The following is a 21643-nucleotide window of genomic DNA, read 5'->3' on the forward strand; positions in this document are numbered from 1 at the left end:
GAAGCAGGGGAAGCAGGGGAAGAAAAATTTGTTCTTTATTCTTCAATTCTCTTTCTCTTGCCTTTTGCCTTTTGCCTTTTGCCTCTTGCCCTCTTTCTGTCACCTGTCACCTGTCACCTGTCACCTGTTCCCTGTTCCCTGTTCCCTGTTCCCTGTTCCCTGTTCCCTGTCACCTAACCAGGAACTTACGTTAATTGTTGATTTTTTTGACACAACGATAGCTACAATCTAGGAGAAAGAAAATGCAAGAATGTGGCAAATGCTCAGGTGGCTATTGCAGTGGCTTAACAAGTTTTTAAAGTATCCCTTTGACAGTCGTCGGACTCATGATGCCGACGCGAACAAGGGACATGACGGGGTAGAATCTCTACCAGAATTAACCAATGCGGATCTGGAACTATTGTTTAACGAGTTGCTTGAAGGTGTACATCAAGCACGGGGACAACAATGGGCATTGAAGTATTTGGAGCGGATGGAACCCCGAATTACAGTTGAGCGTTGGATAGATTGGTTACTGATATTTGGTGAAAGATTGCTATCTTCACCTGCGCCAAATATTCAGATTGCAACGCGCATGGTAAAACTGGGTGAACTCAATGTTGGTAAAGTTGGTGAACTTGCATCAGAAATTGGTGTCCAATTATTGAGTCGTGAGTTCTTAGCCCAAAGAGATATACAATACCCACAACCTGTAGAGGTGGAAATTCCCAGCCCACCAGAAGTAGTAGCAGACACTCCTGGACAACAATTACTGCGGGATTTGGGTGAACAGTTATGGGAGCATGACCAGGAAGAACCTGTAAATATTGCACCAGTATCCATCAGTTTGGAAGAAGTATGGACAGGTAAGTCGCAACAGTGGAGTCATCAGCATTCCCAACCACCAGTATCGGAAACTGTGGTTTTTGAGTATGTCCGGGAAGATCACCCAGATCGGGTTGAGGAAGTTGAACAGGTGAGTGATTCTTCCTTGGTAGAAAGTTGGGATCAGTCCCTGGTGAGTTTAGAGCCAAAGGTGGCACATACTCTGGATGAGTTGGTGGTGAGGCTAGAACAAAGTACCAATTTAGTCCAACAACTTGCTTCTGAGTTAGCCCTCCGTGATGAACGCCAAGCAATAATTCAGCGTCCCTCTTTTCAACTGACTGTCACCAACCAAGCTCAAGCCTGGTTTTATCAAGGTTTACAGCAAGCTAAATCTGGGGATTTGTTGGGGGCGTTGGCTTTTTATAATCAAGCTACTAAACTGCAACCAGAATCTGCTGAGTATTGGTTTAACCAGGGATTGACGCTGTTTCATTTACAACGTTTTGAGGAAGCGATCGCCGCTTATGACCAAGCCCTGAGTCTCAAACCTGATTTTGCCAAAGCTTGGTACAATCGCGGCGGTATTTTGGGAGAATTTGGTGATTTTGATGCCGCGATCGCCTCTTTTGACAAAGCGATAGAATTTAATCCCAACTACCAGGAAGCTTGGTCAAGTCGGGGTTTGGCACTGCTGAAATTAGGATTGATTTGGGAAGCTATTTCTAGTTATGACCAAGCCTTGAATTTACAACGTCAAGACCAGGAAACTTGGTATTATCGGGGCGTTGCCTTGGCTGTAGGAGAGCAATATGAAGAGGCGATCGCTTCCTACAACCAAGCTATAGAAATTCAACCAGACTATCAGGAAGTTTGGATTGACCGGGGAGTAGTCTTATTTAACTTGAAACGCTGGTCAGAAGCCATTGAATCTTGGGATCAAGCTCTGTCTATTCAACCTGACTTTTATTTAGCCTGGTATAACCGTGGTATCGCCTTAGAAAATTTAGGCAGACGAGAAGAAGCAATTAGTTCCTATCAACAGGCGATCGCTATTAAATCTGACTTCCACCTCGCTTGGTACAATCAAGCTGTAGCCCTATTTTATTTAGATAGATTTGCAGAAGCCATTTCTTGTTATGACAGCGCCTTAGAAATCAAACTAGACTACTGGGAAGCTTGGCTTGGTCGCGGTGGGGCTGTTGGTCACTTAATCAATGACAAACTATCTCTGAGTGTACCGAGTAGCATAGCTGCATCCAGTCCTCACCTCAATCAGCTGGGCTATGAAGGTAAATTAGCCACATATCAAGAAGGGTTGAAATATCTGCGTCCAGATACCCACCCTGAAGGTTGGGGCAGATTACATTTAGCTATTGGCAATACACACTACGAACAAGGTAAAAAGCAATCCACAACCCGCAATTTTTGGCAAAAAGCTGTCTCTGAATACCAACAGGCGCTATTAACCCTCACAGCCCAAGATTTCCCGGAATTACATCTTGATGGTTTACAATCTCTCACCAAAGTTCTGGTAGGTTTGGGACAAACAGCAACAGCCCAAGAATTACAACAACAAGGATTAGACTTATTACAACAATTATTGAATCAAACAACTCGCCCTGAACAAAGTAAAAAACAACTGGCTTTGAAATTTGCAGGTTTGAAACAATTAGCAGTGGATATAGCTGTGAATATAGGTGATTTAGTAGAAGCTTGGGAAATAGCGGAACAAGGCAAAAATACTTGTTTAAAATTACTGCTTTCTGATGGGTATCATGAAATTTGCTCGCCCAACTATGAGGCTATTCAAGAACTACTAAATTCTACAACTGCTGTTATTTACTGGCATCTTAGTCCAGCGGCATTACACACTTTCATTATTAAATATGAAGCTCCCTCACCCATTCTTTTATTAACACCAATACAAGATACACAAGCTATCCCTGAAGCAGTACAACGCCTAATTGAATTTGAAAACTGGTTAGAAGATTGGCAAAAACAATATCAGGAATCTCACCAAACCCAAGATATAGACAATAACTACCATCATTCCTGGTGGGTAGATATGGAACAGAGGTTATTAAATCTGCAAAATATCCTCAATATTTCCACAATTATTCAGGAACTAGAAGGAATTACCAAACTAATTTTCATTCCCCATCGTGATTTACATAAATTACCTATCCATGCGCTTTTTCCTGTTCATCAGGAAGATGCACTCAATTACACTATCAACTATCTACCCAGTCTGCAAATAGGTCTTGATTTAACAACAAATTCATTATCAAATTGGCAACAGCAAAAATTCCTCAGTCTTGAAAATCTAGAAACCACAGATAATCACCAGATCAACTCTGCTGAATTTGCATCGGTAATTGTCAGAAAGATGTTTGCTAATGCCCAACATATTAATGGTTCACAAGCTACTCTAGATAATGTCAAAAATGCCTTAGTTGCTGATTACAATATCTTTCACTTTACTGGTCATGCTATCAACAATTTGAGTGAAGCTCAAAAATCAGCTTTAGTCTTAGCAGATGAAGAAAAACTGACTTTAGCAGAACTGAGTCAACAGACTTTTAATAGCTACAATCTTTTTGCTCTCCCAAATTCTGAGAATGTTAGTAATAATCTTCAGCATATCAGCAGTGAATATGTGGGTTTAGCAACTGGGTTATTAATGGGAGGTGTTCCTTATGTTTTGAGTACACTTTGGACTGTTGAATCACCTGCTACGGCTTTAGTAATGATTGACTTTTACCGCCGATTAATTGCCACTAAATCTCCAGTTACTGCTTTATCGGCAACCATAAATTGGCTGAGAGATATAACTGTTGGAGAACTGATAACATGGTATGAAGATTTACTCACTAATCTGGATTCAGATGAAGTTAAATTCAGGAATTATGTAATGTGGCAAATTGATATAATTCGGGAATTATCACATCCCATACAGCCTTATCATCATCCTTATTATTGGGCAGCATTTATCATTACAGGATGTGGTAAAACGGCTAACGAATGACCGGGAATTTTAGATTTTAGATTTTAGATTTTAGATTAAAAAAATTTGGTACAGGCCCCGTCCTTCAGGACGGAAAAATACTCGCTGCGCTGCGTACGCTTCGCTAACGTAAATCCCAAATCCAAAATTTTCAAGCTCTACACTTTAGGGTGGAGTCAATCTAAAATCCATTGGATGAGATTAGATTTTTCCCAAATTCAATATTTAACGCCATAAACCATTGCTTTTGGTCTTTGCAACCAGAATAGAAGACTTGTGAAAGTAATAGTTAACATTTTTACAGCTACTAGGAGTACATAGATTTAGTTTATACTCAGAAAGATAAGAATCAATCCTTTTTATTTAGAGGAGATGACATGATGTTAGAAGGTCACTATGCAAAAAAGCAAATATTATGCAGTAATCAGATAATTGCCTGGAGTCATTCTAGCCGCTTTCAAACTACAAAAAAATTATTAGAAATTTATGTTGGTAGCAACAGCAAGCTACTTGATTATGGGTGTGGTGATGGTACATTTTTACAGATAGTGAGCCATTTAGTTTCAGAAGCTGTTGGTACTGATATTGCTGAAGGACAGATTTATAATTGTCAGCAGAGATTTTCAGGAGAAACTAAAATTAAATTTAGTCATATCAAGGAATTAAGCTCGCAACAGTCTGTTTCTTACTTTGATACTGCTGTTTGTATGGAAGTGTTGGAGCATTGTCTAGCAGAACAAGTAGAAAAAATCATCAAGGATTTAAACAGACTGGTTAAGCCAGAAGGAATTATCATTATTAGCGTGCCTATAGAAATAGGTCTTAGCTTGCTGATTAAACAAATTACTAGACGTATTGCTGGTTATTTGCGACAAGGAGAGTATGATAAAAGTATAGAACCTTATTCTCTAACGGAACTTTTGCAGATGATTTTTGCGACTAAATCATCTTCTATAAAACGTCCTGTTTACGGCGATGAATCTCCCTATCACGGACATAAAGGTTTTAATTGGCGACTCCTACGAGAAGAACTTAGCAAAACTTATAAAATTGAACATACCTGTTTTTCACCTCTCGGTTGGTTGGGAGGATTTTTTAGCAGCCAAGTTTTTCTAATTTGCCGGAATAAAAAACCATAAATCAATCAGAAAAATCTTGAATATATCTAAATTACACCTGGCAATTATCCGCGACTATCCAGAAGAAAACTGGCATAGTATGGATTTATGCTCGCAAATGCTACTTAAGCATCTGCACGCTGAACACACCCCATCTATTCAAGCTCTAGAAGTGCTGCCACAATTTAAAAGGCGGTTTCAACAAATTCCCCGACTCGGTAAAAAGCACTTTGCTTATAATGCAGACCGTCTACTAAATCGCTTTTGGTACTATCCTCAGTATCTTAAAACCAAGTTAACATCTGACGATTTTTATCACATTGCTGACCACTCCTACGCTCAATTAGCATTAGTTTTACCCCCAGAACGGACGGGAGTATACTGTCATGATATTGACGCTTTTCGCTCGCTTGTAGAACCGGAAAAAGAACCTAGACCAGCTTGGTATCAAGCCATGTCTGGGAGAATTTTACGCGGTTTACAATCCTGCGCCATTGTATTTTATTCGACAGCAGAAGTTAGGAAACAAATTGAGCATTACCAACTAGTAGAACCATCACGGCTAGTTTATGCGCCCTATGGGATCGCCGCTGAATTTGGTATTAATACTGAAATTCAAAGTAATATTGACCAAGAAATACTGCAACAAATTAGTACCGCACCTTTTCTGCTTCATGTTGGTAGTTGCATTCCTAGAAAACGCATTGATATTCTATTAGAAGTATTTGCACGAGTACGAAGTATTCATCCAGAATTGCGACTAGTCAAAGTCAGTGGAGAGTGGACACAAAGCCAACAACAACAAATTGCCGATTTGAATCTGAGTAAATCTATTATTCACCTACAGAATTTAGAACGCGCTACTATAGCAACCCTTTACCAACGAGCATCAGCCGTGTTATTAACAAGTGAAACAGAGGGTTTTGGATTACCTGTAATTGAAGCCTTAGCTTGTGGAGCAATAGTTATTGCTAGTGATATTCCCGTATTGCGTGAAGTAGGTGGACAAGCCGTGATATACTGTCCGAGTGCGAATGTTTCAGCGTGGGTGGAAACAGTGGTGCAATTCTTGTCAAACCCAACTACTGCTCCTTCTATAAATCTCCGTCTGAGTCAAGCGCAAAAATATTCTTGGTCTAATCACGCTCAAATTATTGCCAAATCTTATTTAAAATTAGCGGGTATGGAGAATATATGAAAATTGTATTTGTCAACCCCGTGGGAGCTATTGGTGGTGCGGAAAGAGCTTTATTAACTATCATGGATGCTCTTATCAACACAAAGCCAGATATTCAAATTTATCTTATTGCTGGTACTGATGGGGCAATGATATCACAGGCGGAAAAATTAGGAGTGGAGGTTAAAGTATTAAAACTGCCAGAAGGTTTTAACCAACTTGGTGATAGTGCATTGCAAGGAAGTAGTAAAATTATAGGAAAAATAAAATTATTATTTCAGTTAGTTTCTCTTGCTCCTAGTTTATGGCAATATCTCCAAGAATTTCGGCAAACAATAGAACTAATAAACCCTAATATAATTCATACAAACGGGATTAAAGCTAATCTGATTACCTCACTAGCTGGAATCAAAAATATACCTGTGATTTGGCATATTCAAGATTTTTATGGTGCGCGTCCTTTGGTGGCAAAATTGTTAAAATGGTCTCGTAAAAAAGCTACAATTGCAATTGCCATTTCTCAATCTGTAGCTGAAGATGTCAAAAAAACCTTACCTGGTTTACCAGTAGAAGTAATTTACAGTGCTATAAATATTCACTATTTTTCTCCTCCCAATTCCCCTGCTATAAATTCACTTGCCAATTGTCCCATAAAAGTGGGATTAGTTGCTACTTTTGCGCGTTGGAAAGGTCATGATATTTTTCTGGAAGCAGCATCAGAAATTATCAAAACCTATCCAGAGATAAACGTGGGTTTTTGTATAGTTGGTGGCGCAATTTATAAAACTCGCGGCTCCCAATTTTCGGAACAGGAATTAAAGGAAAAAGCCACACACCTAAATATTGCAGACAAAGTAGATTTTCTTGGTTTTCAAGAGGATATAGCCGCAATTTACCGTTCCTTGGATATTGTAGTTCATGCCAGTACCCAACCAGAACCCTTTGGTTTAGCAATAGTAGAAGCAATGGCTTGTGGTAAACCAGTGATTGTATCTCAAGCTGGTGGTGCTGCGGAGTTATTTACCCATAACTATGATGCAGTTGGTGTACCACCAGGAGAACCAAAAGCCTTAGCTGCTGCAATTGTAGATTTACTTAACAATCCAGAAAAACGTCAACTCCTATCAGAACAAGCAAGGTATACAGTGACGGAGCGTTTTAGTCATGAACGTTTAGGTGAGCAAATTTTGTCTGTTTATAAAAACACAAAATTAAATTACTAGTACCTAAACTGTACTGACTGCATAAGCAGAATATTGTTGGTTAGCATTAATGCCATTCATAGCTATTCCTAAAACATTTTGGTCAGCTTTCTCCAACATTTCTTTAGAGAGAGAAATACTAGTAGAATCGACTTTACCTGGACGCACTACAAACAAAATTCCATTTGCCAGTTTACCTAAAATAGTTGCATCTGCGGCTACAGTTAATGGAGCAGTATCAATGATTACAAAATCATACTTTTGCGCGACTTGTGCAACAAACACAGCCATTTGACTAGAATCAAGTAGTGCAGCTGGGTTATTATTTATTTCACCAGCCGTGATCACTTCTAAGTTAGGCACAATTTCAGTCACAGCCAGGTTTAGATCCAACTGACGTTTGAGAACATTACTCAGACCAACTTCATTGGGAATTTCCCAGATTTTGTGTTGACTAGGATGACGCAAATCTGCATCCACTAGTAATACATTGCGCCCCAACTGAGATATGGAGAAAGCTAAATTAGCAGAAATTGTTGATTTACCTTCTTTTGGGACAGCACTGGAAACCACAATCACCTTAATAGATTGTTCTGAATTGAAGAATCTCAGGTTAGTTTGCAGCATCCGAAAAGCTTCGCTAATTGGTGAATCAGGTTGTTTTCTCACAATTACTTCTGGGGTAAAACCGCCATTGGGAAAAGGTGGAACATAACCTAATAAGGTATAACCCAGCAAGTCTTTGGCTGATTTTGGAGTTTTAATGGTTTTGTCCAATCGTTCTAATACAAAAGCAGTTGCTACTCCTAAAACAATTCCACCAATTAATCCTTGCAGTAAGTTTATATACTGACGACTCCTAATCGGCACTGCGGGAATTAAGGCAGGAGTTACAATCCTAGCATTGCTCACTTGCAGATTTTCCGCTACCTGGAGTTCCTGATACCTATCCAAAAGGGCTTGATAACTAGAATCGGTTGCAGATATTTCTCGTTCTAGCTGACGTTGCTGTAATTCTAGCTGCGGTAAGGTATTAGCCCTTTGTCTGTAAGATTCAATTACTTGAGCCAAAGATTTTAGTCTAACTTGTAAACTGAGTCTTTCCGCTTCCGCACTAGCATATTGACCGAGAATTCCTTGCTGCAAACCCAGAGTTCTCAGTTGTACAATATTTTCAGGTTCTTTGGTTTGATTCAAACGGGCTGCTTTACCAATAAAGCTTTGTTCTATTCGTTTCTTCAGTTCTACCTTCAGGATAGCCTCTTCTCGTTTGAGGTCAATCATTGTTGGGTGGGTATCAGTCAAACGCAATCCTGTCACAGCTATCTTTTGCTGAATATCTTGCAACTGCCCTAGCACCGAAGTTGTAGACGGAGATTCTCCCACAAAACCCGCCACTACAGCTTCTTGAGAAGTAATACCAAATAATTTTTGGATTGATTGCATCCGTGCGGTTTGGGACGATAAATCCGATCTGGTGGCGGCTACTTGTCTGTCTAAATCCGTGAGAATACTCACACTTGATGTAGCTTCTGCTTTTAGGTCTAAAACTCTGTTTTGCTGTTTAAAAAATTGTAGTCTGCGTTCAGCCGCTTGTAATGCAGCTTTTCTGAGTGGCAACTGTTGGGCAATAAAGTCTCTTGCTGACCTGGTTTGAGCGCGGTTGGCATTGATATCATTATCTATATAGATTTTCATCAAGGTGTTCACAATTGAAGCCGCTCGTCTGGGGTCTTCACTTGTATAATAAATCTCTAAGATATCAGTGTTATCAATATTTTTGACTTCCAGGTCTTTTAAAAAGACTAGAGGGTTAATATTGAGATCCAGGGAATTAATAGTTTTTTCAGCTAGGGGTAAAGAACGCAAAACAGCTACCTCTGTTCCCAAGGGTCTACCACTGACTGAACTCTCTAACTGTCCTAATTGGTTGCCTACTCCGGTCAAGGTAGAGGTAGAGTTCTTTTTCAGAACCAGTTGCCCTCCTGCCTGATAAATAGGGGTTTCTATTAATGTTTTAACTATACTCAATGCCAAAAGAGTCAGAAAAACTATAGAAGTGGGTAACCACCGTCGTTGAAGTATTGACCAGTAACGCAAATATTCTTCCATATTCTTTTCTATGAAACTCGATTTTATGTTTGCTGTTGTCAGCTTTGATTATCTCTGTATATTGTTTAACAGTCAATACGTAAACAAAACATAATGACCACAGATTCACAAAAATTATGAATCCTAGCTTTGGAAAGCACTATGGTCTGAAAAGACATTCGAGTAAAAGACACTACAGATTTTTAAATAGATACATTCTACAACCATCAGTGTTTAGTTTGGCGAAAAAGAGTGTACTTGTCAATACAGTCATCCCCAGAATTGTAAACATCTCTGTTTCTGCGATAAAGCTCACTTGTGTCCTTAATGATCAGTCTGTAGGCAGGTATCATATCAGCAGGTAAATATTTAAACATGATACATAAATCCACGTTTAGAGGTGATAAAGCTGGTTTTGTTAGAAAAAAAATCTTATTTACGCAAAATTACTCTGAATAATATATAAAGTTTATAAGAAATTTTTTTTCTACCTGCAATACGCTCAGTAAACCTGTTATATTTAATTCGTGTAAAAATAATAAACACTATGTACTTAGGGTAATATTATTCACATTTATAAATAACGTTAAAAACATCCAGAACACTATAAGCAAAACGCAATGAAAACACAGAAACCAGAAAAAACGCCAAAAAAGCCAATAGAGATATTAAATTTGACTGAACATATATCTTTTGGGCTGTTACGCTTCCTGGGGTATATCCTCTTACTATTTTCTATCATTGATTATCTGAGTATTTTGATTCCTCCCCAACTAACAAATCCCGCTTGGGAATTTCAAGTTATTGGACAAATGGTAGATCACGTATGGTCTATTTTATTGGGATTAACATTTATATTTTTATATAGTAAAGGCAGCACTATTAAACCGAGAGAAATCGGAATTTTACGGTTTTTATCTTGGATTTCTTTATTCACCGGCATATTCTATCTGCTAATGTTGCCTTTAGGAATTAATAACAGCCTCACACTCTATAAGAATATAAATAGCCAATTTGTTAATCAACAGGGACAACAACAAGAACAACTGCAAAAAGTAATTGAGAAATTGAATACAACCAACTCTCCTCAAGAATTAAATAACTTAGCCAAAATCTTAAGTCTACCAGCCAACGAACAAGGTTCTAATCAATCTCTCCAAGAATTGAAGACTCAACTATCCCAACAACTTCAAAGATTTGCTCAAAATTCCACAGCTACTGCTAATGCTGCCAAACGAGAGCAGATTAAAAATCTCACTAAAAATGCAGTGAGAATAAATCTAGGAACGATCATATCAGGGCTTTGTTTGATTACAATCTGGAATATGACTCGTTGGGTGCGAATCATCGACAAAAATATTGAATAATCAAGTTTGATCATCAAGAAATATAAAATGTTCATCAGTAACCAGAAACTGAACCAAGCCGTACAAAAATTTTTGTGCAAATTTACATCCTTAATGCAAACTCAGCATTTTTACTTGCTTGGTCTTTTTACCACCTTGGCTGTTTTGCATTTAGATATAATTAGAAACCACAGAAGTGAAGGTGAACAAATTAGTGTTTATGCACTTTATTGGGGGGGGATATTATATTTGTTATGGCGAGATCACAGACAAGAGAATCGTTCTAACTTTGGATCTAGCCTGTTGGGGTTAGGATTACTATTTTTAATTATTCTCAGACCGATAAATTTGTGGCATTTAGACCTAATGCTATTTCGATTTGGTCCAATTGTCGCTGGTTTGGGACTAGGGTTACTATCTTTTGGCTTGGCGGGAATCAGGCATTATTGGCGCTTATTTTTATTACTTTGCTTGATGATTTTTCCCTTTCATTTTGTCAATGGAATTTTTGATTCCTGGTTACATTTGAATGAATTAACTGCAACTATATCCGCTTTCTTACTCCACTATCTAGGCTTTGGTGCGACTCACTCTGGAACTTTGGTGAAATTGCCTACAGGTCAAGTAGAAGTTCTTTATCCTTGCACTGGTGGATCGTTAATTCTGTGGTTATTACAAATCATCTTGCTGATGATGATAGTTGTTTTGCATCTGACTTGGAAGCAAAGATGGACATTAATTTTATCTGCTGTAACTGTGGGCTTTTTTGTTGGCTGTATTCGTGTAGCTTTGTTAGCTGTAGTAGTTAACAACAAAAGTTTATTTGAGTATTGGCACGGCCCGTCCGGGGGAACAATTTTCATGGCGATCGCAACTACTACTTTTGCAGCCTTATGTAATTGGATACTGCCAGTGGATTTTTTATCCCCAACAGCCACCCCTAACCCCAATACAGCCATTATAGACCCCAAGAGGCGCTTGCTGCTGACAGGAACCTGGTTAGGAATTATATTCACAGCTATCTATTTAATAGCCAGCAAACGACCTATAAATGCTGGTATTTTTCCCGATAGGATTGTGAATAATTGGCAACAAGTCAAAGTTAAGTCTCTAAGTCAGCATCAATCTATCATTCCTGGGACTGATAAGTTCATATTTGTGGAGTCAGGACACGATTACAGCTATCTTCAAAACGGTCAGAAATTGTCTGTACAAATGCGTTATGTCGTGAATACCAGAGGCCAACCTAATCCTTTTATGAACCTGCTAAGTCAAGACTTGATTAAAGATAGTGAGAACAACATTAGATATTTAAAAGGAGTTGGATATTATGCACTTTACAGTGATGACAAACAAGCTTATTTGACGGCCTGTATTAATCCTCGTGGGGGTAGTACCGTTAATTCATCTCAATTTATGTCAAATAGGTACAAATACGATCTTACCTTAAATAGATTGTTACCTTGGATTTTGGGTCAGGATGTTCTCAGAGATGATCGCTGTGTATGGACGCAATTGTCTGTTCCCCTGAATGGAATGGTGGCAACTCAGAGTTATACCGTGTTAGAATCATTTTGGAATGATAATTATGCTACATGGCAGTCATTATTATTTGCAAAGCCTTAAGTATCCTATTTATCAACCCTAGCTAATCTAATAGCAGCGGATAACATTACAGAACTCAGAAATACAAAGCCTCTTATACAAGGTTTTGTAAATAAATAATTTACTGTATTGATCTGCAATAAGCTGTGCATACTCAAACAAGCTGTTTCTAATTAAAAAATGAATACTAGTGTGTCAATTTTTAGGGAATAAGTGGGTACTTTAATAAAAGTAGAAGATTAAAAATATACTTTTCAAAAAGTAATTATTTAATCCAGGGTGAAATTCAGCAAATGCTTAAAGAGTATAAATTCAGTTAATTGAGACTCGGCTAGAGTTGCTTATGATCATGTTTTGTTGATCAACCAGGCGTTTTGCTATTAATCTTAAAAACCATGCCGAAAACACCAAATTATCGGATTATTCATTTGTCTAAATATTATCCTCCAGACCGAGGTGGGATAGAAACCCATGTCCAAACTCTAGCTCAAACACAAGCTTCTTTAGGTGCAGAAGTTCAGGTAATTTGTGTAAACGCTTTTGATAAACAAGGAAGCTTATCTAGTCGCACTCATACAGTGGAAGAAATGGATGGAGATGTAAATGTTATACGCATAGGTAGGCTTTTATCATTAGCCAGATTTGATGTTTGTCCAGAACTTACTAACAAGATATGTCAAGTAATTAAACAACCAAATACTTTACTACATCTGCATACCCCTAATCCCACCATGCTGATGGCTTTAACAATGGTAAGAACTCGCTTACCCTTAGTTATCACACACCACAGCGATGTCATTAAGCAAAAAATATTGAAGTATGGATTACGTCCATTTGAACACCTTGTTTACAGTAAAAGCTCACAGGTACTAACAACAAGTTTTCCATACATTCAAGGTTCAAAATTTCTACATTTTTACCGTGATAAATTGAGTTATCTGCCACTTGGGTTAGATGCTTCTAACTACAGCCAACCTAACAAAAGAGCGATTGAGTTTAGTCAAAGCCTCAAAGATAAATATCCAGGACCAATCTGGTTAGCAGTGGGTAGACTAGTCTATTACAAAGCACTGCACATAGCAATTGAAGCTCTGCGAATGGTGGAGGGAACACTAGTAATAATCGGTGTGGGTCCTCTAGAATCAGAACTCAAAACCTTAGCTAAAAAGCTAGGAGTAGACAAACGCATCCTTTGGTTAGGTCGTGTGAGTGAGGATGAACTAGCAGGTGCTTATCAAGCTGCAACCAGTCTTTGGTTTCCTTCCAATGTCCGCAGTGAAGGCTTTGGGTTAGTACAAGTAGAAGCAATGGCCAGCGGTTGTCCGGTAATTAATGCCAATATTCCTTGTAGTGGTGTACCTTGGGTCAGCCGACATGAACAAGAAGGACTGACTGTATCGGTCAATGACCCTGTAGCTTTAGCTGAAGCTTCACAACGTTTAATGTATGAACCTGGACTTCGTAATAGACTCGTTAAAGCCAGCCGCAAACGAGCAGAATATTTTAACCACAGAACTATGGCTCAACGTAGCTTTGAGTTCTATGAACAAGTTTTAAATCAAGAACGGAATTATGGGGTAATACCCAAAGTAGTGGATTTATTATGAAAGTTCTGCACGTTCACGCTGGAAATTTGTTTGGTGGGATAGAAACTCTGCTGGTGACATTGGCAAAAGAGCAAAGTTTATGCCCACAGATGCAGCCTCATTTTGCTTTATGCTTTGAAGGGAGATTAGCCAATGAACTGGAAAGCTTAAATGCAAATGTTCATATTTTGGGTAAGGTAAAAATCAGTCTTCCTTGGACAGTATGGAAAGCTAGACAACAACTTCAGCAACTATTAAACCAAGAAAGATTTAATGTAGTAATTTGTCATTCATGCTGGCCACAAACAATTTTCGGGTCTGTTGTCCGAGCTAAGAATTTACCATTAGTCTTTTGGTGCCATGATGTGCCTAATGGTGAACATCCCTTGGAACGTTTAGCAAAGTTAATAGCACCAGATTTGGTAATTGCTAATAGTCGTTACACTCAAGCATCCGTGCCGAAACTGTATCCAACCCACAGCGATACTTTATATTTACCTGTAACTGCTGCAAATATGGGTGATAACACAGCAATTCGTCCTGCGGTGAGAGATGAACTTAATACCCCAGAGGATGCTGTCGTTATTGTCCAAGCATCGCGTTTAGAACGCTGGAAGGGTCAAAGTATGTTAATTCATGCTTTGGGGCAGTTACGCAACATTCCCAATTGGATATGTTGGATAGCTGGGGGGGTGCAACGCCCTTATGAAGCAGAATATTTAGCAGAATTAAAGGAGCAAACACAAAAACTTGGTATTGCTGACCGTGTGCTATTTTTAGGACAACGAACTGATGTACAACGCTTGTTGGCTGCTGCTGACATTCACTGTCAACCCAATACAGGAGCAGAACCGTTTGGTATTGCTTTCATAGAAGCTCTGTATGCAGGTTTACCAGTAGTAACAACAGCTATAGGTGGAGCGATGGAAATTGTTGATGATACCTGTGGGCGTTTGGTTGCAGCTAATGATATTGATGCTTTGAGTCAGGTTTTAGGAAGACTCATTTCTCATCCTGATGAAAGAGCCTCTTTAGCATCTGGAGGAAAAGCACGGGCTGAATACTTTTGCAATCCTCACAAGCAAATAAATCGGCTGTATAGTCTGCTTTTTCAAGTTGTTGAACAGAAGGCTGTCGCTTGATTAGATCAGGAGAGGAAAAGCAAATGGTATCAATGAATGTGGAAAAGCGGGCAAGACAAAGCCTTGGTGGTAGTAGTGATCCTGTTTACCAAATGGTAGCGAGAACAGTCAAACAACTACATCCTGATAGTGATGTATTAATAGATGTGGGTTGTGGTAGCGGTAAGCTTTGGTCATTTGTAGGCAATCTCACTAATCGCTATATTGGTGTGGATGTTGTTCGCTATGCTGATTTACCAGCAGAAATAGAATTTATTCCCTTTAATTTGGATATTGGTAAAGCACCTTTACCGGATGGATTTGCTGATGTAATCTGTGCAGTGGAAACTATTGAACATTTAGAAAATCCACGAGCTTTTATGCGGGAACTGGTGAGGTTAGCTAAACCAGGTGGGTTAGTGATTGTCACTACACCAAATCAGTTAAGCTGGTTGAGCAAATTGACTTTGATTCTGAAAAATCAGTTTAACGCTTTTCAAGAAGCACCTGGTCTTTATCCAGCACATATCACAGCTTTATTAGAGATTGATTTAATCAGAATTTTTACTGAGTGTGGACTGAGTGATGTTGAAATATATTACACTGACTGTGGTCGAATACCTTTTACACCCTGGCACTGGCCAAATAGTTTAGGTTTTCGAGGGCGGGCTTTTAGTGACAATATTCTTTGTGTGGGAAAAAATCCCTAATTGTCACCATGTAATTTTCAAACTTTTAGTAATTTCAGCAAAAGTGGTTTAATGATTAATCATCCGAATTTATTTATAGTTGGTGTTCCAAAATCCGGGACTACATCAATGCATATATATTTAGCAGAACATCCAGAAATTTTTATGTCTCCAGTGAAAGAGCCTTATTATTTTGCCCCAGATTTGAAAGTATCGTGGCGTATTGCAGACAATTCTCAATATTTATCACTTTTTAATTCAGAAAAAAATGCAAAATACTTTGGTGAATCTTCTACTGGATATATGTATTCAAAACTGGCAGCGCAAAATATCAAAAAATTTTGCCCTGATGCCAAAATAATTATTATGTTGCGCCATCCTGTAGATATGCTGTATTCTCTACATGGTCAACTATTGTCCACCGGCCATGAAAATATTTTGGACTTTGAAGAAGCTTTAGCATCTGCAAATAAACGCCAACAAGGTAGTAAAATTCCCATATCCTGTGAAGAACCCAAATTACTACTATACTTTGATATAGTTAGATATTCAGAGCAGTTAAAAAGATACTTAGAATTATTTGATAGACTCAAAAATATTCATATAATTTTGTTTGATGATTTTTGTCAAGATCCCAAGGCTATATATATAAAAACATTAGAATTTTTAGGTGTTGATTCAAATTGTAAATTAAACTTTAATATTCATAACCCTGCTCCATCTATACCAAATATATATGTGCGAGAATTTTTATGCAAAAATCCAGGTTTAAAAACAGCACCTTATAAATTTTTACATCCAAACTGGAGAAATTGGTTGAAGACTAATTTGAATAAATTACAGCAGCAAAGACCAAAGCAAATAGATCCTGAACTCCGCTTCAAACTAACACAAATATTTCAACCAGAAATTCAAGAACTAGCTGGCTTATTGAAGCGAGACTTAACACATTGGGTATCTTTAGATTAATCTCTAACCCAACAAATGGTTGTAATAATCTCCAAATTATACAGGTTCATATTTGACAACGAATTAGAATTAATTAGAGGACTAAATATGCAGATTGCTGGAATATTGAAACCGGAATATTTTTATCAACCCCAGAAAATATTAAAGCGTATATTTCGCTTTCATCAAGGTAAAAATGATGAATTTATTGATGAAATACTTCCTTGGGGTATGAGTATCAGAGTCCGATCTATGGAAGAACATGGAAGGATTATTTCTACCCTGGGAGTGATTGATTTAGCAGTTACAGAAACACTTTGGCGGTTGACTCAACCAGGAGAATTAGTTGTAGATGTTGGTGCTAATATTGGTTACATGAGTGCGGTTTTAGCTGCTCGTGTTAGCACTGTTGATGGTGGTTCTGTTTGGTCTTTTGAAGCTCACCCAGAAATTTTTGCTGAATTAAAATACAATGTGGATAATTGGCAAAAGCAGTTTACAAATACTCAATTTAATATTGAAAATCTTGCTGTATCAGTTTCTCGTGGTCAAGTAAAACTGAATATTCCTGAATCATTTATTAGTAATCGTGGACTTGCTTCTGTTGTCACTCAAGATGAATATATATCAGAAAATATTACAGATAAATCACAGTCTATAGCTATAGAATCATGCTGCTTAGACGAGATTTTCCCCCAAGAAAACATAGGTGTATTAAAAATAGATGTGGAAGGACATGAACTACAAGTTCTCCAAGGAGCAGTTAAATTACTTAAAAATGCAAGAATAAGAGATTGTGTATTTGAAGAACACTTAGATTATCCTACTCCAGTAACTAATTTGTTTGAAAGTCTAGGCTATAAAGTTTTTAGAATTAAAAGGAGTTTTCAAAATCCTATCCTCTTAGAACCAAATTCACAAATTCCCCGCACAAATTGGCAACCGACAAGTTTTATTGCTACTCGCAATCCTCAAAGGTTAATGAACCTTTTTACAAAACCAGGTTGGCAAGTTTTAAAAGCAAAACGAAGAAATTTATTAGTTGTGGATAACCCAGAAAGATAATCATGTTTAACCCGTCGTATCTATGGTGGCTTAGTTCCAAGGCATACCAAAGAAAGTGGTTTGTGATAGCTCGAATATTAAAAGCAATCAATTTTTTAGTGTTTCATGCTATTCTTCCTCCAGAAGCAGAAATCGAAAAAGATATTCAACTTCTACATTATGGATTAGGAACAGTTGTTCATTGTAATGTCAAAATCGGAGCTAGAACAAAAATCTTTCATCATGTTACTTTAGCCGCAGAAGTTACCGTTGGTTCTGAACATAAAATTTTTATTGGTGATGATGTTATTATTTGTACAGGAGCAGTGATAGTTGGACGTGGCAACCAAAGCCTAACTATAGGTAATGGTGCAATTATTGGAGCTAATGCTGTAGTAACTAAAGATGTGCCAGCAGGTGAGACAGTAGTAGGTGTTCCAGCAAGACCAATACAAAGAACAGTTAATAAATCTGTCAATAATTAAAATTTATAGTGATAATACTTAATTTTTAGATGAGCAAAATCTATTAAAAAGTTGATTAGGTTAAACAAGTGATCACAAAAACAAAACAAGAATTGGAAAATTCTTCTCTTTGGGAAAAACTACATTGGACTTGGGCGCACACCTTTATCCTGCTACAGTTTTTCCTACAAATATTACTATTATTCCCCGCCATCGGTGTATTCCGAGCGCCAGTCAGGGTTGCTGCTTTTGGCATTGGCCTATTTTTCTTGGTGTGGCTACCTACGGCAGAAAAGAAAAAGCATCCAGCTACTGTACCAGCAACAATAGTGTTAGTAATTATGCTGTTACAGTTTTGCCTCCATCCCTATATAAATTCAATCACCGCAGCTTCAGCCCAAGCAATTATGTATATTGCTATTTTCAGCCCCCTGTTTTGGGTAAGAGGGATAAAAATTACACCAATTGCTTTTGAAAGCTTAATGTTTTTAATGTGGGGTATTAATACCCTAAGTGCCATTGTTGGTGTTTTACAGGTTTACTATCCTGGGCAATTTCAGTTGGCTATTTCTACTGTGATTCAAAATAATCCTTTTGGTGGGGAGAACTTATTGATCACTTTGGCCAATGGACAACAAACTTATAGACCGATGGGTTTAACAGATGTCCCAGGTGGTGCAGCTACTTCAGGTTTATATGCTCTTTTATTTGGTGTAGTAATTGCTCTCAAAAACAAGAACCCAATAGTGAGAATTTTGGGTATTGTTAGTGGTGGACTGGGTTTATTTTGTATCTATCTAACTCAGGTTCGTTCTGTTTTGGTCTTAGCCGCTATTTCTATGGTCGTGTTCACAGTGGTATTGTTGAGAATTGGACAACTTGGCCGTGCCACAAAAATGATATTTGGAGTGACTGGTTTGTTTGTAGGTTCTTTTTCTTGGGCGATCGCTGTTGGTGGAAAGTCAACCCTGGAAAGAATCAACAGCTTATTTGCCAGTTCTCCCCAAGAAGTTTACCAACAAAACCGAGGCTTGTTTTTGCAAGATACCATTGAGCGGCTACTACCTCAATATCCTTTGGGTGCAGGTTTAGGACGTTGGGGCATGATCAATAACTATTTTGGGGACAACACTGATTTAGTATCACGACCTATTTGGGTGGAAATTCAGTGGACCGGATGGTTGTTAGATGGAGGAATTCCACTCATATTTGCTTATGTCTTGACAATTTACTCAGCGTGTTATACAGCTTGGAAAATTGCAATTAATCGTAAATTGGGAGATTTTGCTCTGTGGGGCGGATTAATTTTTGCTTACAACATTGGGGTGGTAGCAATTACTTTCAACTACCCAATTTTTATGAGTCAAAGAGGAATGGAATTTTGGTTAATAAATACAGCACTATTTGTAGCTGCTAATCATATTCGCAATCAACAACCTTCAGATATGCCAGATACAGAGTTATGAAGTCTTATTTGCTAGTAACAGGCGATTTTGTGAAAACAGGTGGAATGGATAGGGCTAATTTTGCTTTAGCAGAATATTTAGCAAAGCAAGGTGAACAAGTCCATTTAGTGGCTCATAGGGTTGCATCTGAATTGTTGGCATATTCCAATGTTATATTTCATCAAGTTCCTAAAATAGCTAATTCTTATCTACTTAGTAGTCCTTTACTTGCACAAACCGGAAGAATTTGGGCAAAAAAAATATCCTATGAGGGAGGAAGGGTGTTAGTAAATGGTGGTAACTGTCAATGGCCAGATGTGAACTGGGTACATTATGTTCATGCTGCTTATGAACCAGATCAACAAGCTGGGTTATTGCGTCAATTAAAAGGTAGAATTTCTCGTCATGTATTTCTCAGTGAAGAAAGAAAAGCTTTACAAGCAGCACGGGTAATTATTGTCAATTCCAACCGTACTAAGCAAGATTTAATTGATAAATTAGCAATTTCTGAACAAAAACTGTTTACTGTATATCATGGCACAGATACCCAAGTTTTTTATCCACCCACACCAGAGGAAAAACTTTTATTGCGTCAGCAGTTAGGATGGACAGAAGATCAGCCAGTTCTCATCTTTATGGGTGCTTTAGGCGATCGCCGTAAAGGGTTTGATACCCTGTTTGCTGCTTGGCAGCAATTATGTAAATCCCATGATTGGGATGTTATATTAGTAGTAATTGGTACTGGTGCAGAATTACCTCTATGGCAACATCGCGCTTCTGAAGTTGGTATTTCTGCCAATATTAATTTTTTGGGTTTTCGTAATGATGTGCCAAAATTATTACAGGCTGCTGATTGTTTAGTTGCTCCGACTCGTTATGAAGCCTATGGTTTAGGTGTGCATGAAGCCTTGTGTTGTGGTTTGCCAGCTTTAGTTAGTGCTGATGCGGGAATAGCGGAACATTATCCAAAAGAGTTACAAGACTTGTTAATTGGTAATTGTGAGGATATCAATGAATTAGTTGAGAAACTCAAAAAATGGCGATCACACCAATATCACTATAATAATTTAGTTTCTTGTTTATCTCAAAAATTACGAAATTATACTTGGGACGATATGGCAAAGAATATTTTGGCAATATTTCATCAGGATGTAAAATTATGAAGTTGGAAGCAAAATTAATTCAACTATTTCCCCAATCATTGCGTCTTCCAGTCCTATATAACTATAGAAAATTGAGAAAAAGAATTGAACAAGAAATTCTCTATCTCGATCAATTTTTACATAAAGGTAAACGAGCTATTGATATAGGAGCAAATGAGGGAATCTATAGTTATGCTCTTGCTCAAAGATGCGAAATAGTGGAAGCATTTGAACCGCAACCTTGGTGTACTGAAGCCCTCAAAGCTTACAGTCAATCAGGAAATAAAAATATAAATGTTTACAATGTAGGTTTATCCAACTTTAATGGCACATTAAACCTAAATATTCCTGTCAGCATTAGTGATTATTCTCTAGAAGTTGATCAATTAGGTAACGTAGTTACTGGGTTAGCAAGTTTCCGAAATATTCCGGGAGAAACATCAAGTTTTGAAGTTCCTGTGTGCAAATTAGATGATTACAACTTTGATCATGTTTCTTTTATTAAAATTGACGTAGAAGGTCATGAAAGTCAGGTGCTTGAGGGTGGATATCAAACTATTATTAGAGAAAAGCCGACCATTCTCATCGAAATAGAGCAGAGGCATCTAGGTAATAAGTCGATAACAGAAGTTTTCAGACAAATTACTGAACTTGGTTATGAAGGTAGTTTTTTTAATAAGAATCAACTCCAACCTTTAGCTGAATTTTCTTATCAAGAACATCAGGAATCTTTTTTAAATAAAATTTATTCTGAGCAATATGTAAATAATTTTATCTTTACACCAGTTGTTACAAACAAGGTTTGATTTAAAAATTAAATACTTTGGTAGAAAAACAGAAGTATATAAAAACTA

The 21643-nt window shown here is 37.8% G+C and carries 16 protein-coding genes; 15 read left to right on the forward strand and 1 reads right to left on the reverse strand.

Annotated elements, in window-relative coordinates; translation table 11 throughout:
• The first annotated feature begins 250 nt into the window (after window positions 1–250).
• From A0J48_RS15725 to A0J48_RS15740, 4 genes are all read left to right on the forward strand, one after another.
• On the forward strand, window positions 251–3832 hold the full coding sequence (locus A0J48_RS15725; RefSeq protein WP_200324596.1) for a CHAT domain-containing protein: 3582 nt from the start codon (window positions 251–253) through the stop codon (window positions 3830–3832).
• Between the two features lie 356 nt (window positions 3833–4188).
• On the forward strand, window positions 4189–4950 hold the full coding sequence (locus tag A0J48_RS15730) for a class I SAM-dependent methyltransferase (RefSeq protein ID WP_200324598.1): 762 nt from the start codon (window positions 4189–4191) through the stop codon (window positions 4948–4950).
• Window positions 4951–4966: 16 nt separating this feature from the next.
• On the forward strand, window positions 4967–6127 hold the full coding sequence (locus A0J48_RS15735; protein WP_234300950.1) for a glycosyltransferase: 1161 nt from the start codon (window positions 4967–4969) through the stop codon (window positions 6125–6127).
• Window positions 6124–7329, forward strand: a complete 1206-nt coding sequence (locus A0J48_RS15740; protein ID WP_200324600.1) for a glycosyltransferase family 4 protein — start codon at window positions 6124–6126, stop codon at window positions 7327–7329. The genes A0J48_RS15735 and A0J48_RS15740 overlap by 4 nt, the downstream gene beginning before the upstream one ends.
• Window positions 7330–7332: 3 nt before the next feature.
• On the opposite strand, the gene A0J48_RS15745 is transcribed toward A0J48_RS15740, so the two are convergent.
• A complete protein-coding gene (locus A0J48_RS15745) occupies window positions 7333–9420 on the reverse strand; it encodes a GumC family protein (RefSeq protein WP_200324602.1) in 2088 nt (695 codons plus the stop codon).
• 599 nt (window positions 9421–10019) lie between these two features.
• On the opposite strand from A0J48_RS15745, the gene hpsJ-A reads away from it, so the two are divergent.
• From hpsJ-A to A0J48_RS15800, 11 genes are all read left to right on the forward strand, one after another.
• Window positions 10020–10766: an HpsJ-like protein, cyanoexosortase A-associated gene (gene hpsJ-A / locus A0J48_RS15750; RefSeq protein WP_200324604.1), complete on the forward strand. Its 747-nt coding sequence runs from the start codon at window positions 10020–10022 to the stop codon at window positions 10764–10766.
• Between the two features lie 93 nt (window positions 10767–10859).
• The gene (locus A0J48_RS15755; RefSeq protein ID WP_234300951.1) at window positions 10860–12371 is read left to right on the forward strand and encodes a cyanoexosortase A system-associated protein; all 1512 of its coding nucleotides are present in this window, start codon (window positions 10860–10862) and stop codon (window positions 12369–12371) included.
• A gap of 374 nt (window positions 12372–12745) precedes the next feature.
• Window positions 12746–13957, forward strand: coding sequence for a glycosyltransferase (locus tag A0J48_RS15760; protein WP_200324608.1), 1212 nt, complete (start codon window positions 12746–12748; stop codon window positions 13955–13957).
• Complete coding sequence (locus A0J48_RS15765; RefSeq protein ID WP_200324610.1) at window positions 13954–15078, forward strand: glycosyltransferase; 1125 nt, start codon at window positions 13954–13956, stop codon at window positions 15076–15078. Before A0J48_RS15760 ends, A0J48_RS15765 begins: the two co-directional genes overlap by 4 nt.
• A gap of 23 nt (window positions 15079–15101) precedes the next feature.
• Window positions 15102–15767: a class I SAM-dependent methyltransferase gene (locus A0J48_RS15770; RefSeq protein WP_200324612.1), complete on the forward strand. Its 666-nt coding sequence runs from the start codon at window positions 15102–15104 to the stop codon at window positions 15765–15767.
• Between the two features lie 51 nt (window positions 15768–15818).
• Complete coding sequence (locus A0J48_RS15775; protein WP_200324614.1) at window positions 15819–16715, forward strand: sulfotransferase family protein; 897 nt, start codon at window positions 15819–15821, stop codon at window positions 16713–16715.
• 87 nt (window positions 16716–16802) lie between these two features.
• Window positions 16803–17759, forward strand: coding sequence for an FkbM family methyltransferase (locus A0J48_RS15780; protein ID WP_200324616.1), 957 nt, complete (start codon window positions 16803–16805; stop codon window positions 17757–17759).
• A 2-nt stretch (window positions 17760–17761) separates the two neighbouring features.
• Window positions 17762–18223, forward strand: a complete 462-nt coding sequence (locus tag A0J48_RS27615; protein WP_200324618.1) for a serine O-acetyltransferase — start codon at window positions 17762–17764, stop codon at window positions 18221–18223.
• Window positions 18224–18291: 68 nt separating this feature from the next.
• Window positions 18292–19668: a hypothetical protein gene (locus A0J48_RS15790; RefSeq protein WP_325078839.1), complete on the forward strand. Its 1377-nt coding sequence runs from the start codon at window positions 18292–18294 to the stop codon at window positions 19666–19668.
• A complete protein-coding gene (locus A0J48_RS15795) occupies window positions 19665–20810 on the forward strand; it encodes a glycosyltransferase family 4 protein (RefSeq protein ID WP_200324620.1) in 1146 nt (381 codons plus the stop codon). Before A0J48_RS15790 ends, A0J48_RS15795 begins: the two co-directional genes overlap by 4 nt.
• The gene (locus tag A0J48_RS15800; protein WP_200324622.1) at window positions 20807–21595 is read left to right on the forward strand and encodes an FkbM family methyltransferase; all 789 of its coding nucleotides are present in this window, start codon (window positions 20807–20809) and stop codon (window positions 21593–21595) included. Before A0J48_RS15795 ends, A0J48_RS15800 begins: the two co-directional genes overlap by 4 nt.
• Window positions 21596–21643: the final 48 nt, after the last annotated feature.

Source organism: Sphaerospermopsis aphanizomenoides BCCUSP55 (assembly GCF_001586785.1).
GTDB lineage: Bacteria > Cyanobacteriota > Cyanobacteriia > Cyanobacteriales > Nostocaceae > Sphaerospermopsis_A > Sphaerospermopsis_A aphanizomenoides_A.